Here is a 14345-nt window from a genome sequence, read left to right as displayed (position 1 = left end):
GTAAAAAGTATTTTTTATCGTTAATATATTTTACGTTGTACTTTTTACAATTTTAAATATCTCATCTACAATCTCTTTTGCAGCATTGGGCTTGGCAAAATATTCGAGGTTGTGAGACATTTCTTTTCTTAAACTTTCACTGCTGCAGATCTCCTCCAGTGTATTCCAGAATTTTTCCTGCATTTCAGAGTCTTTTACTATTCTGGCTGCATTTTTTTCAACCAGGTTCATGGCGTTTTTAGTCTGGTGATCTTCTGCCGCAAACGGGAAGGGTACCAGAAGAACAGGTTTCTTAGCTACTGCCAACTCTGAAATGGCAATGGCACCTGCTCTTGAAACAATGATATCTGCTGCAGAATAGGCTGTTTCCATGTCTCTGATGAATTCATGGATCTGGATATTTCTGCTATCGGTATCTTTTGTTTCTTCTACTATATCTTGATAATCAAGCTTTCCTGTCTGCCAAATCAGCTGATAATCTTTTTTTACAAGTTCATTTAAATGAGACCTCCATGCATTGTTTAATGTTCTGGAGCCTAAAGAACCGCCTACAGAAAGAATCGTAAGCTTATCTTTATTTAATCCCATTTTTTGTTTTGCCTGTGCTGTTTCTGTCATTCCTGTGATGATATTCTCACGAATAGGATTTCCCAGGAATTTTATTTTTTCAGCAGGGAAGCCTTCTACTTTTGGATAGGCCGTGAAAACAGCTTTTGCCTTCTTGCTCAAAATTTTATTGGTAACTCCGGCGTGGGCATTCTGCTCCTGAATAAAGATGGGAATTCCCAGTTTACTTGCTTCATACAAAGCGGGGCCGCTTGCAAAACCTCCTGTTCCTACTGCAAAATCCGGAGCGAAATTTCTAATGATCTTTTTTGATTTAGATAAACTTTTCAAAATTTTGAAAGGCAGCCCTAAATTCGATAGCATATTTCCCCTGTCTATTCCGGCAATATCAATTCCTTCAATTGTATAGCCTGCCTGCGGAACTTTTTCCATTTCCATTTTTCCGTTGGCTCCGATGAACAAAAATTCGGTATCAGGAAATCTTTTTTTGATTTCATCTGCAATGGCGATAGCCGGGAAGATATGTCCTCCTGTTCCACCGCCGGATAATACTATTTTTAATTTTTTGTTCATTTTTTAAATCGTCCCTTTGGGACTCTTTGTTGTTGATTCTATATTTCTTTGACAGGATTTTATTCTATCCTGTGTTAAACCGTCCCCTTGGGACTCTTTGACAGTTTATGCAATATCATTAATTTCTGCTACACTTTGTTTTTTGCCCATTCCTTCTTCATCGTATATCTGGATTCTTGAGCTTATATTTAAAATAATTCCAAGCTGGAGATAGGTAACCAGCATGGAGGTTCCTCCATAACTTATCAGGGGCAATGGCTGTCCTGTTACCGGAATCAGATTGACTGCTACCGCAATATTGACTGCAAGCTGTATGAAGATCATCACCCCGAGACTGAGCACGAGGAGCGAGCCAAAAAAGGCAGGCATTTTACTGGCAATCATGACAATTCTGATCATCATAATAAGATAGAGACAGATCAGGAAAGCGGCGCCAATAAGTCCATATTCTTCTACAATCACTGCGAAAATAAAGTCGGAGGCAGATTGTGGCAGCATTTGTTTTAATGCACTTTTTCCAGGTCCCATTCCGGTAATTCCACCGTGAACGATGGCTGCTTTGGCCTGCATTACCTGATAATTTTTTGCTTTTAGGCTTTCGTCATCCACATCAGCTGACTTTGCCTTACTGGATGTAAATGTTTCGATACGGCTCATCCATGTATGAACACGGTTTCCGCCTATCATGTTGGTATTTAATGCAACAATCAGGAATAAAACAATGGCTATAAATGAGGAAGAGATAAAGCCTGCAATGTATTTCCAGTGAAGCTGTCCTATGATCAGGACAATTACGGAAACCATAAGGATCATCAATGCCGTAGAACCGTTGTCTTTTGCTACCAAAACAAACACCAGCAGGATAGGCCCGAAGATGTACATAATGTTCTCAATGGGAAGCCTTTCCCGTGTTATTTTCTTGGTCAGATATCTGCAGAGATAAATGATCAGCATTAAAAATGCAAATGATGATGGCTGGAATGAGATAGGGGTTCCGGGAATTTTCAACCATCTTGAAGCACTGGCTCCGTCAATAGTTTGCCCCGTAAACATGGTGACTACAAGGAGGATAATCATTAAGCCAAGCAGAATACTGCTGAGCTTACCGATGTACTCATATTTCACCATCCCCACGACTCTCATGATCACCAGACCCAAGACCACAAAGAACATATGTTTGATCACGTGACCGGTAGTGGTCCCGTTATTAACGATATATTCCAGATTTGAACTCGCAGAATATACAGGGAAAATAGAGAAAATGGAGATCACAAGGATGACCATCCAAAGTACTTTATCGCCCTTTAGCAATTCAATTCTGCTTTCTGTGTTCTGTTCGTCCATATTATTGAATGAAAAATGAAAAATTAATAATGAAAAATTTTCAAAAATTATTAACTATTCATTCTTAACTATTATTTTTTAATACTTGTTCTTTAAACTGTTTTCCTCTGTCTTCATAGCTTTTGAACAGGTCAAAACTTGCGCAGCATGGAGAGAGTAAAACAGTATCTCCGCTTTTGGCCAGTGATTTTGATATTTTCACGGCTTCTTCCATGCTTGAAGTATCATAGATGAATTCTTTTTTGTCTTTAAAGAAGTTTATGATCTTCGAATTGTCTATTCCCAAGCAAACAATTGCTTTTACTTTTCTTTTAACGAGTTCCTCAATTTCTGAGTAGTCGTTTCCTTTATCTAATCCTCCCACGATCCAAACCGTTGGGGTTTTCATACTTTCTAGGGCGTAATAGGTAGCGTTTACATTCGTTGCCTTGCTGTCGTTGATGTATTTTACACCATTGGTTTCTGTCACGAATTCAAGTCTGTGTTCTACCGCCTGGAAAGTCATCAGAGAGTTTCTGATACTTTCGTTGTTGATTTCCAATATTTTACCGGCAATAGAAGCCGCTAAGCTATTGGCAACATTGTGATTTCCGAGAAGGGAAAGCTTATCAATCTTCATTGAGAATTCGTCCTTCATTTTTACCACAATCTGATCGTCATCAATGAAACCACCTTCAGACAATTTTTCTTTTGTAGAGAAGGGAATCATTTTCGCCTTTATTTCCAGCTTTTCAAGGATATTTTTGCTCATTTCATCATCTTTATTGTAGATGAAGAAATTATCATTTTCCTGATTTTCAGCAATTCTGAATTTAGCTAAAGCATATTCTTCATAATTGTAGTTGTACTGATCCAGGTGATCCTGGGACAGGTTCAGCAACAGCGAAATATAGGGCCTGAAGTTCTGAATATCATCTAATTGGAAAGAACTTACTTCCAAAACATAATATTCATGATTCTCGTCAGCCACCTGTTTTGCAAAGCTGTATCCTATGTTTCCTCCCAATCCTACATTCAGTCCGTCATTTTTCAGGATGTAGTAGATCAGGGATGTTGTTGTTGTTTTTCCGTTGCTTCCTGTAATCGCGATGATTTTGGCATCGGTAAATTCTGAAGCAAATTCAATTTCAGAGGAGATTCTTATTCCTTTTTCATGAATTTTATGGATGATGTCTGCCTTTTTGGGAATTCCCGGGCTTTTCACGATCCATTCGGCGTTTAAAATTCTTTCTTCGTTGTGGTTTCCTTCTTCAAATTCAATTTCATTTTCGGCTAAAAACTGTTTATAGTTATCCTTAATAGCTCCTTTGTCTGAAAGAAAAACCTCCAGACCCTGTTTTTTCGCTAAATAAGCAGCTCCGCATCCGCTCTCTCCACCTCCTAAAACAACTATTTTCATATTTATTCTTTTGTAAAATGTATAATGTAATATGTATTAATGTAATTTGGTTTTGTATTAACACATCATACTTTACACAAGGTTTTATCTCATTTTTAATGTGATCAGGCATACAATAGCCAGCACTACACCGATGATGATCATTCTGTTCACGATCTTACTCTCATGGAAACCTCCTTTCTGATAATGGTGGTGTAATGGTGACATTCTAAAAAATCTATTATTCTGAGCATATTCCAGCCCGTATTTTCTTTTTCTGTATTTGAAAACAACGACCTGCAGCATCACAGATACGTTTTCAATCAGGAAGATTCCGCATAAAACAGGAATCAGAAGTTCTTTTCTCAAAATGATGGCTAAAACAGCAATCACTCCTCCGAGCATTAAACTTCCTGTATCGCCCATAAAAACCTGGGCTGGGTAGGTATTGTACCAGAAGAAACCGATCACGGCACCTACCATGGCTACCGCAAAAATGGTGGTTTCCCCCATATTTGGGAGGAACATAATATTGAGGTAATCGGCAAAAATAATGTTCCCGGAAAGGTAGGCGAACAGCGCAAGGGTAAGCAGTATAATGGCACTGGTTCCTGCCGCGAGCCCATCGATTCCGTCTGTGATATTAGCTCCATTGGAAACGGCTGTCACGATGAAAATAACGATTGGTATAAAGACAATCCATGCCCACTCATGGGCATCTTTATCATTCATCCAAAACAGAATTCCACTGTAATCGAACTCGTTGTTTTTGGCAAACGGAACGGTAGAAACGGTGATCTTTTCTGTTGGCATGAAGTTCTGCTCTACATTATTTCGGTTCACCACTTTTGCATCTGCATATTTTCTTTTAACGGTGATGTCCGGGTGGAAATACATTGTTATTCCGACAATTAGCCCTAATCCGACCTGCCCAACAATTTTAAATTTTCCGCTCAGACCGTCTTTATTTTTCTTTATTTTCTTTAAATAATCATCTACAAAACCTATGGCACCCATCCATAACATGGAAACAAGCAGCAGAACGATATAGACGTTGGTGATCCTCGTAAAAAGCAACACCGGAATGATCGTTGCGATGATAATGATAAGTCCACCCATCGTTGGTGTTCCTTCTTTCTGCTTTTGTCCGTCTAATCCAAGGTCACGTACCAATTCGCCCATCTGTTTTGCTCTCAGGTAATTGATGATCCTTTTTCCGTAGACTAAGGCAATGATAAGAGAAAACAGCACGGCTATTCCTGCACGGAAAGAAATGTATTTCAGCATTCCCAATCCCGGTATATGGATTCCCTGACTGGTTAGATATTCGTATAGATAGTATAGCATGTCCTTTTTTTAATTTAAAAATTTAATTTATTTAAAGATTTAAAGATGGGGTTTCTCCATATTTTCACTTAAATACTTAATAAAGTTTGAAATATTAGAAGAAACTTCTCGTGAAAGATTAATGATTTCCTCAGCTTTATTTTCATCTCCCAGTTTTAATCTTTTACTTACAATCATCATACTTCTAACTTCGGCACAACTGCCTTTTGCAATTTTTAAATATTTAATAAATTGTCTGTTATTATTATATTCTGAGCCTTCTGCAATATTATTGGATATTGAAAATCCGGCTCTTTTTATTTGGTTATTAAATTCAAATTCTCTTTCTAAATTTTCGCTTCTGAGAAATTGATAAATCTTTTCAATTACAGCTAAACTCTTGACATAAACAGGAAATTTTTCAAAATTTTTAGTCATCATCAAATTTTTAAATTTTTAAATGAATTGAATCTTTCAATCTTACTTTTTTATTTACTCATTAACTTCCAAAGTTCGTTGATCGTTTCTTTGTCGTCAAAATGATGCTTTACACCATTAATATCCTGATAGGTTTCGTGGCCTTTTCCGGCTACTAAAACAATATCTTTTGGCTCTGCAAACTTGATCGCCATTTTGATGGCTTCTCTTCTGTCCGGAATGGAAGTGTATTTGCTGAAGTTTTGAGATTCAACACCCGCCTCAATTTCTTTGATGATCTGTGCAGGATCTTCTGTCCTTGGATTATCTGAAGTAATGATCGCCAGCGTTGATTTTCTGGTGGCAATATTTCCCATTTCAGGTCTCTTGGAGTGGTCTCTGTCGCCTCCGCAACCGAAAACGGTGATCAGCCTTTCGTTTTTGGTTCTGATATCATTAATGCTGTCCAAAATGTTTTCTAAAGCATCCGGAGTGTGCGCATAATCTACGATAAAGAATATCCCGCCTTCCGATTTGAAGGTTTCAAATCTTCCGGAAACTCTCTTTAGCTGACTGATCGCCTGCAAAATTTCATCCTGCTCAAAACCAAGTTCTGATGCAATTCCGAAAACAAGCAGTAAATTATAAACATTGAACCTTCCTGTCAGTGTTGTCCAGAATTCTTTTCCGTTGAAATTCAACAACATTCCGTTGAAATCAATTTCTAAAGATTTTCCGTGATAATCTGCCATAGTTTTCAAAGCATAAGACTTTTTCTTTGCCTTAGTGTTCTGAAGCATGACCATACCATTTTTGTCATCAACATTGGTGATGGCTACGGCAGTATCTTCGAGTCCGTCAAAAAACCTTTTCTTCGTTTTAAGATATTCGTCGAATGTTTTATGATAATCCAGATGGTCGTGGGTAAGGTTGGTGAATCCGGCTATTTTAAAATGCAGCCCTTCAATCCTGTTCTGTGCAATTCCGTGGGAGCTTACTTCCATGAAAGCAAATTCACAACCCTTTTCAACCGCCTGAGCCAGCATTTTATTAATGGTAATCACATCAGGAGTGGTATGTGTAGCAGGAATAATTTCATCGGCAATTCTGATCTCCACTGTGGAAAGCAGCGCTGACTCATAGCCTAGATTTTGGAATACATCAAAAAGAAGGGTAGATACCGATGTTTTTCCATTGGTTCCGGTAACGCCTATCAGTTTAAGTTTCTGAGATGGATTGCCGTAAAAGTTGGAGGCCAGATGTCCCAGCGTTTTAGATGAATCTTTCACCTTTATGTAGGTTACATTTTCATCCATTGTTTCGGGGAATTCTTCGCAAACAACTGCTTTTGCACCTTTTTCAACAGATGATGCAATGTATGAATGTCCGTCTGCAACGGTTCCTCTCACTGCAACGTAGAGTGAGTTTTCCGTAATCTTTCTGCTGTCGAAAACCAATTCTGAAACCTCACGGGCGTCGTCGCCGTGAATTTCTAAAACTGGGATTCTTTTTAATAATTCTGTTATTATCATTTTTATCAATAGGATTTCATCCTATCCGTTATTAAATTGTCCCTTGGGGACTTGGTTTTCTATTCTAATTCTGCAGAGACAAATAAATTCTCTGGTTTTTGCTGATTATGGTGCCTTCCAGCGGGAATTGTTCTTTAATTCGGCCAACTCCTTTAAAATCAACTCTATATCCTAAGTTTTCCAGCTGGGGGATGATGTTTTTACCGATCATTCCAACTACGCTTGGCATTTGCTTATTATTTACTGCTATTTTAACATTAGGCTCAATCAATTTATTGAGGTTTACCTTTCTGTCTACAAGCATTTCTTTTTCAATATTCTGAGGTGTTTTCAGGAATGTTTTTCCTGCAATTTCTTTAAACACCGGTGCTGAAACTGTACCTCCATAAAAGCTTTTTGCCGTATTAGGCTCACTGATCATCACATAACAGGTGTATTTTGGATTATCAGCCGGATAAAACCCTGCGAAAGAAGCTCTGTACTTCATGGGGCCGGGAAGCCAGTATTCAAACCTTGCTGTTCCTGTTTTTCCTGCCATTTTCAGGTTAGGCGTAAAAATGCTTCGTCCTGTTCCTTTTTCTACGGCTTTAGTCAGTGCACTGGTCATCATTTTGATGGCTTTTTCAGAGGCCATTTTGTTCACAATGACTTCCGGTTTTGCGCTGTACATTACTTTTCCGTCTTTCATGATCTTATCGATGAATAAAGGCTTAAGCATTTTACCACCGTTAGCAACCCCGTTATAGAAGGTTGTTAACTGTAACAGGTTGATGTTTGATGAATATCCGTAAGAAATAGAAGCTAAAGTGGCGGCATTCCATCTCTTATTCTGTGGGGTTACGATCTTCGGTTTTGTGATTCCCGGTAGCTCGATATCCATTTTATCGAATAATTTCCATCTTTTCAGGTGATCAAGGAAAATCTGTGGTTTTTCTGCGTAATATTTTGTGATCAGTTTTGCTGTTCCCACGTTACTTGATTTGGCTAAAACATCACTTATATCGTAAGTTCCTCCTCCGTGACCGTCTGAAATCCTTTGTTTTGCATAAGTCCAAACCCCGTTTCCAACGTTCACGGTTGTGTTTTCGTCAATAAAACCGTCGTCCATTGCTGCTAGGAGTGAAATGGTTTTAAAGGTAGACCCTGGCTCGATATTATCTTTTATGGCATAGTTGTAAGAATCTTCGTAATTGCCATCTTCATTTTTTCTCAAATTAACCAATGCACGCACCTTTCCTGTTTCCACTTCCATGACAATCACTGTTCCGTGTTTAGCTTCGTAAGTGATCAGTTGCTTCTCTAAAGCTGAGTGTGCAATGTCTTGAATTCTAAGGTCTAAGGTGGTGTAAACATCCTCGCCATCCACCGGTTCTTTTACTTTCCAGTAATCAATCGGCTTCCACTGTGAGGAGTTGATTCTTTGTTCCAATCTTTTTCCGTCGGTTCCGGTAAGATATTTAGAGAAAGCACCTTCCAGACCGGCTTTAACTTCTCCGTTATCCATGCCGATAGTTCCTGCCCCGATTTCCGAAGTAGCGAGTTCTCTCTTATAGTTTCGGTCTACGATAAAACCTCCTTTGTTTTTACCTTTTTTAAAGATCGGAAAGTTTCTTATTCTGTCGTATTCGTCGAAATCAAGACCTTTCACCAGGGTGTAGTACTGGTTTTTCTTTTTCTTCTGTTCATCAAACTTCTGTCTGAATTCTCCTCTGGATTTTCCAAACATTTTGCTTAGGGAATCCGTTAGCGCACCGATGTTGTTGCTGTAGATCGTATCCTTCATTGTTTTGAAATCAAGATAGATGTCATAGCGCATTACGGTTGTTGCGAGAATAGACCCGTCTGATGCAAACAGATTTCCGCGGGCAGCTTTTAAAGTGGCTTCGCGGTAGTTTTTATTAATGTAATCGTCTTTAATTTCCTGAACGTTAGTGTTTTGCAGGATTACTATTCTTGTCAGAAACAGCACAAATACGCACAGGACTCCTACTGCGAAGAGGTAGCCCCACCTTAACGTTTTTTTACGTTTGCTATCGTATTCATTTTGTTTTTGCATCTGTACTGTCTAGTTTTATGAGCAGTTTATGGGGATGATTTTCCAAAGTCATCAATGAGTCCTTTGCTACTTCCTTCCCCAGTTGCGATTCCATTTTCACTTTGATCAGCTTACTCTGGGCGTAAGCGTTTCTTGATTTATATTCTTCTGTTTCTTCTTTTAAAGCATTGACAATTTTAATCTTCTTGTTGACGAGGTGATTGCTAAAGATCATCGCCATCATCAGAATGAACAACAGTAAAAAATACTTATAATGAGTTTTGATCTCATCACGGTTCAGAAAGTTTCCTTTTATAATGTCTATAAAAGTGAGTCTTTTCTGAGGGCGGTTTGTTGTTCTTTTTGCCACGTTGTTTATAGTTGATAAATGATAATTGATGTTTTGAATCATTTATCATTTATATTTTATCATTTATACTTTTATTCCAGTTCTCATTTTAGCACTTCTTGCTCTTGAGTTTTCTTCAATCTCCTTGTCGTCTGGGATGATGGCTTTAGTCTTAAGCAATTCAAATACCTTTTTATAATTTCCGTAGATGTCTCTTTGCTGTTCTCCTTCAAACATTCCATTTTTAAGGAATCTTTTTACCAAACGGTCTTCTAATGAATGGTAAGAAATCACAACAAGCCTTCCTTCCGGTCTTAAAATATTGTAAGCTTGAACAAGCATTTCTTTCAATGCTTCAAGTTCCTGGTTAACCTCTATTCTTATTGCCTGGAAAAGCTGTGCATAGAATTTATTCACCTTGTGAGGCGGAAGATAGCTGAAAAGCTTTTTCAGATCCTCGGTGGTATTGATGATTTTTGTTTTTCTGTGGTGAACGATGTCTCTTGCCAGTTTTCTTGCTTCTCTCAACTCACCGTAGTAATAAAATATATCGGCAAGCTCAGTTTCTTCATATTCATTGATCACTTTCTTAGCATCAAGGCTCTGCATGACATTCATTCGCATATCCAGAGGGGCATTGTTTCTTGTAGAAAAGCCTCTTTCCGCTTCATCAAACTGATGGGAGGAAACACCAAGGTCTGCCAATACACCATCAACCTGAGGAAAACCATACATCAGCATGGAGTTTTCCAGAAATCTAAAATTCTGATTGACCAGGGTAAATCTCGGATCATCGATTGTATTTTTAAGGGCATCCAGATCCTGGTCAAAACTGAAAAGTTTTCCTTTCTCTGAAAGTCTGCTCAGAATTTCTCTTGAGTGGCCTCCTCCTCCAAAAGTGCAGTCCACATATATTCCGTCAGGATTCGTCACCAAATCATCAACACTCTGCTTCAATAAAACGGGGTTGTGGTACATACTTAATTGTGTTTTTTACCTTGCCCTTTACAGCAAGCGCGGTTTATTCTTCATCTAAAGAGCCCATTACATCTTCAGCAAGGCTGGCAAAATCAGCTTCATTGGTAGAGATCACCTTTTCATAGGCTTCTTTATCCCAAATCTCAAAAAGCTCTCCTGCGCTTGTAATAACAGTGTCTTTCTGAAGGTTTGCAAAATGAACCAGATCTTTTGAGATCTGAAGTCTTCCTGCATTGTCCAGTTCTACTGTTTTTACACCTGCCGTAAACATTCGAATGAAATCAGCATTCTTTTTAATGAACCTGTTTAGTTTATTAATTTTGCCCATCAGTTTGTCCCATGCATTCATGGGATAGACCTCCAGACAAGGTTGGAACACAGATCTCTTGACTACAAATGCCTTATCGTCGAAGTTTTCCATCTGATTGATCAGGGAGGAGGGAACTTTTAAACGGCCTTTGTCGTCAATTTTACACTCATATGTTCCAATGAAACTTTTCATTTGGGACAAATTTATATAATAATTTCCAAAATTTCCCACTTTTTCCCACTTTTTGACTTAATGTTAATAAGTTTTATTAAAGATTGAATTTCACTGGGGTAAGTATTTGATATATGGTATGTTGTAAAAAGTATTATTTAGGCCATAGTAAAGAGGTTTTGAAAAAAGTAAAGAAAAAGGATGATATTATATTATTTTTACTTTAAATTAGGGTAATCAAAAAATTTTTGAGGTTTAATTTGTATTTTTGCAGAGCTTTATTAAGGCATTTTATGATATTTAGTACAAAAAAAGAAAAGAAATATACTTTTATAGAGGCGGGAGAAGGACATCCATTGGTGCTGTTGCACGGTTTAATGGGTGGTTTGAGTAATTTCGATAAGATGGTAGATTTTTTTTCGGAAAAGGGGTTCAAAGTATATGTTCCTCAGTTGCCTATCTACGATCTGCCGGTACTCAATACTAATCTTACCACTCTTGCAAAATATATTATCAAGTTTATAGAGAGTCATATGACTGAACCTGTTACCATTGTTGGAAACTCCATGGGTGGGCATGTAGGATTGATTATGACTTTAGCAAGACCGGACCTGGTTAAGAATCTTGTTTTAACAGGAAGCTCGGGATTGTATGAAAGAACTTTCGGAGATAGTTTCCCGAGAAAAAATGACCGTTCCTATATAAGGAAGAAAACGGAAGAAGTTTTCTATGATCCTGCTATCGCCACAGAAGCTCTTGTAGACGAAGTTTTTTCTGTAGTGAACGACAGGATGAAAGGAATAAAAACGGTAATGCTGGCAAGAAGTGCCATCAAACACAATATGTTGCATGACCTTCCTAAGATTACGACGCCAACTTGTCTGATCTGGGGAAGACAGGATAATGTAACGCCACCTGAAGTCGCTGAAGATATGAATAAGTTTATTCCGAATTCAGATTTATTCTGGATTGAGAAATGCGGACATGCTGCGATGATGGAAAAGCCGGACGAATTCAATGAAATTCTGTACAGCTGGTTAAAAGATAAAGTTTAAAACAAATAATAATAAACCATTAAGAGCTTTTCTTAATGGTTTGTTTTTCTAAAAAATAGTCAAAAATGGTTATAAAAACAGCAGAATTTGTAAAAAGTAGCGGAAAATGGCAGGAATGCCCTGAACCTACGATGCCTGAGTATGCTTTTATCGGAAGGTCGAATGTTGGAAAATCTTCATTGATCAATGCAATGATGAATCACAAGGACTTGGCAAAGACCTCCGGAACTCCAGGGAAAACTCAGCTGATCAATCATTTTTTAGTGAATGAAAACTGGTATCTGACGGATTTACCGGGTTATGGATATGCAAAGGTTTCAAAATCGATCAGAAAGGATTTTGAAAAACTGATCACCAATTATATTTTGAACAGGAGAAACCTGGTAAACCTTTTTGTTCTGATAGATGCAAGACATACTCCACAAAAGATAGATCTGGAATTTATCCAATGGTGCGGGGAAAGCGGAATTCCTTTTTCGATTGTTTTCACTAAAGCGGATAAACTGAAACCGAATGTTACCATTCAGAATGTGGAAAATTATAAAAATGAACTGCATAAAACGTGGGCAGACCTGCCTGAAATATATGTGACTTCTGCAGAAAAGAAAACCGGAGGGGATGAGATCCTTAATTTCATTCAGACAACGAATGAATTTTTGAAAAATAACAGTGTAAGTTTTGAGGAGTAATGATTTGGAAAATTAAAACCTTTGATGAGTTTACGGTTCCTGAGCTGTATGCTGTTTTAAAAGCCCGTATTGATGTTTTTGTGATCGAACAGAACTGTCCTTATCCTGATCTGGATAATTACGACCAGAAAGGAATTCATATCTGGGCTGAAGAAGAGGGGCAGATCCTTGCTTACTGCCGTGTTTTTGATAAGGGAATCAAGTTTGAGGAAACTTCTTTCGGGAGAGTTCTTACCACAGAGCAGGCGAGAGGTAAAAACCTGGGCAGACAACTGATCAGGTATGCTGTAGAAACGATAGAAAACCGTTTCCATACTTCTGAGATCAGGATTTCAGCACAGGATTATTTATTAAGATTTTACTCCGAATTCAGATTTATAGATACCGGGAAAAAATATCTGGAAGATGATATTCCCCACACGGAAATGATCAGAAAATAAAAAAAGCGAAGAGAAATCTTCGCTTTTTTTATATATGGTGAATGTTTTTAGAGTTTTGACCTAAATTCAGGTTAGTTGCAACCAGAACAATAGGACCGATCTACATATTGTTTACTATTTCCCGTGTAGTAATAGCAGCCTCCTCTTTTTCCTACATACAACTGACTCCCATTATAAGTGCATCCTCGACTTTGTGAATAGGACTTTGACCTTTTAGAACTAGAGTTGGAGCTGCTCTTGCTCTTTTTCGATTTTTTCTTTTGTTTTTTGGATGCCAGTTCCGTTTTGGAAACAGTGTTGTTTACTGATGCTGTAAAGCTCGCAGGAGAGAGTAATCCCGTAGCTAAAAGGGATGTGAATAGTAGTTTTTTCATGGTGTTATTGTTTTTATATGATAAGAGTTTTCATGGTTATGAGTGTTTTAATCTATAATTTCAGAATCTTTGGATGATTCTATATTGTAATATGTATATTCATCATCACCCGAGTACCATTTGTATTGTGTCTGTTTAAATCTTAAGTTTAAGAGCATTTCATGAAGAGTTGTCTGTGTTTCCTGAATGTTTTTATTAGATGCAAAATAACCTGCCGTAAATTGAATAGTCTTATTGTTTGGACCCAAAATTTTAACATCAACATCATTTACCCAAAGTTTTTCTTTTATTAGTTCATAATAGATACGTCTCAGTTTTGGAAATGTTTTAACTTGAGAATCAATAACTTTTTTTTCTAACTTTTTTGCCAACTCCTGTTCATCATTGTTTTTGCTAGATTTTCCTTCATTGATAATGGAAGAATAAACTTTATAGAGAGCCAGTACTATTACTATTCCATCTAAAGATTTTACATTTTTTGCCAAATCCTGACCTTCATCAATTCCTTTAATATTGTTTTCCAGCTTTGTTTTAAGATCTATTTTTTCTTCTGATTTTTTTTCCGTCTGAATTGAAACTTTTTTATTTTGTGGAGTAGATGTATCTGTTTTTGTACATTTAATTAATAATAAGAGTAATATTCCAAAAGGAATTAAAAATCTTTTTTTTAAGAAAAAAGGTTTGGGCTTAACATCTATCTTATTCATGGAAGTGGTTTTTATAATTGTTGTTTAAATTTCTTCTTCAAAAATATCCCGAGAAAAAAGGTTTTCCTTACGGGAATCCGTAAAACAGAAAAACCTTTCA

The 14345-nt window shown here is 37.4% G+C and carries 14 protein-coding genes; 3 read left to right on the top strand and 11 right to left on the bottom strand.

The features are described from left to right. Positions 1-30: 30 nt before the first annotated feature. The 10 genes from murG to mraZ all read right to left on the bottom strand — a co-directional run bounded on the left by murG (position 31) and on the right by mraZ (position 11001). Positions 31-1140 (bottom strand): undecaprenyldiphospho-muramoylpentapeptide beta-N-acetylglucosaminyltransferase, encoded by a 1110-nt coding sequence (gene murG, locus HHL23_RS03225; protein ID WP_169233382.1) that lies wholly within the window; start codon positions 1138-1140, stop codon positions 31-33. Between the two features lie 105 nt (positions 1141-1245). Beyond that, positions 1246-2484 (bottom strand): FtsW/RodA/SpoVE family cell cycle protein, encoded by a 1239-nt coding sequence (locus HHL23_RS03220; protein ID WP_169233381.1) that lies wholly within the window; start codon positions 2482-2484, stop codon positions 1246-1248. Positions 2485-2548: 64 nt separating this feature from the next. Beyond that, positions 2549-3883, bottom strand: coding sequence for a UDP-N-acetylmuramoyl-L-alanine--D-glutamate ligase (murD, locus tag HHL23_RS03215; RefSeq protein ID WP_169233380.1), 1335 nt, complete (start codon positions 3881-3883; stop codon positions 2549-2551). A gap of 84 nt (positions 3884-3967) precedes the next feature. After that, the gene (gene mraY, locus HHL23_RS03210) at positions 3968-5209 is read right to left on the bottom strand and encodes a phospho-N-acetylmuramoyl-pentapeptide-transferase (protein WP_169233379.1); all 1242 of its coding nucleotides are present in this window, start codon (positions 5207-5209) and stop codon (positions 3968-3970) included. 39 nt (positions 5210-5248) lie between these two features. Next, positions 5249-5629 carry a four helix bundle protein gene (locus HHL23_RS03205; protein WP_228464595.1) on the bottom strand — a complete coding sequence of 127 codons (381 nt, stop codon included), beginning with the start codon at positions 5627-5629 and terminating at the stop codon, positions 5249-5251. Positions 5630-5676: 47 nt separating this feature from the next. Beyond that, positions 5677-7137 (bottom strand): UDP-N-acetylmuramoyl-L-alanyl-D-glutamate--2,6-diaminopimelate ligase, encoded by a 1461-nt coding sequence (locus HHL23_RS03200; RefSeq protein WP_169233378.1) that lies wholly within the window; start codon positions 7135-7137, stop codon positions 5677-5679. Positions 7138-7201: 64 nt separating this feature from the next. Then, on the bottom strand, positions 7202-9193 hold the full coding sequence (locus HHL23_RS03195; protein WP_169233377.1) for a penicillin-binding transpeptidase domain-containing protein: 1992 nt from the start codon (positions 9191-9193) through the stop codon (positions 7202-7204). Then, the gene (locus tag HHL23_RS03190) at positions 9177-9542 is read right to left on the bottom strand and encodes an FtsL-like putative cell division protein (protein ID WP_169233376.1); all 366 of its coding nucleotides are present in this window, start codon (positions 9540-9542) and stop codon (positions 9177-9179) included. Before HHL23_RS03190 ends, HHL23_RS03195 begins: the two co-directional genes overlap by 17 nt. 63 nt (positions 9543-9605) lie before the next feature. Beyond that, positions 9606-10499, bottom strand: coding sequence for a 16S rRNA (cytosine(1402)-N(4))-methyltransferase RsmH (rsmH, locus tag HHL23_RS03185; protein ID WP_169233375.1), 894 nt, complete (start codon positions 10497-10499; stop codon positions 9606-9608). Between the two features lie 43 nt (positions 10500-10542). Beyond that, positions 10543-11001 carry a division/cell wall cluster transcriptional repressor MraZ gene (gene mraZ / locus HHL23_RS03180; protein WP_073328675.1) on the bottom strand — a complete coding sequence of 153 codons (459 nt, stop codon included), beginning with the start codon at positions 10999-11001 and terminating at the stop codon, positions 10543-10545. A gap of 272 nt (positions 11002-11273) precedes the next feature. Here mraZ and HHL23_RS03175 point away from each other — a divergent pair, with 272 nt between their 5' ends. The 3 genes from HHL23_RS03175 (at position 11274) to HHL23_RS03165 (ending at position 13164) form a co-directional block, all read left to right on the top strand. Continuing rightward, positions 11274-12035, top strand: a complete 762-nt coding sequence (locus tag HHL23_RS03175) for an alpha/beta fold hydrolase (RefSeq protein ID WP_169233374.1) — start codon at positions 11274-11276, stop codon at positions 12033-12035. Positions 12036-12100: 65 nt separating this feature from the next. Beyond that, positions 12101-12724, top strand: a complete 624-nt coding sequence (gene yihA / locus HHL23_RS03170) for a ribosome biogenesis GTP-binding protein YihA/YsxC (protein WP_169233373.1) — start codon at positions 12101-12103, stop codon at positions 12722-12724. Beyond that, positions 12724-13164, top strand: a complete 441-nt coding sequence (locus tag HHL23_RS03165) for a GNAT family N-acetyltransferase (RefSeq protein WP_169233372.1) — start codon at positions 12724-12726, stop codon at positions 13162-13164. Before yihA ends, HHL23_RS03165 begins: the two co-directional genes overlap by 1 nt. 421 nt (positions 13165-13585) lie before the next feature. Here HHL23_RS03165 and HHL23_RS03160 read toward each other — a convergent pair whose 3' ends face one another. After that, positions 13586-14245, bottom strand: coding sequence for a hypothetical protein (locus HHL23_RS03160; protein ID WP_169233371.1), 660 nt, complete (start codon positions 14243-14245; stop codon positions 13586-13588). Positions 14246-14345 lie beyond the last annotated feature (100 nt).

Origin of the sequence: Chryseobacterium antibioticum, assembly GCF_012927325.1 — a bacterium.
GTDB lineage: Bacteria > Bacteroidota > Bacteroidia > Flavobacteriales > Weeksellaceae > Chryseobacterium > Chryseobacterium antibioticum.
Note: the sequence above shows the minus strand (reverse complement) of the source record. Positions and strands in the feature narration are given on the sequence as shown.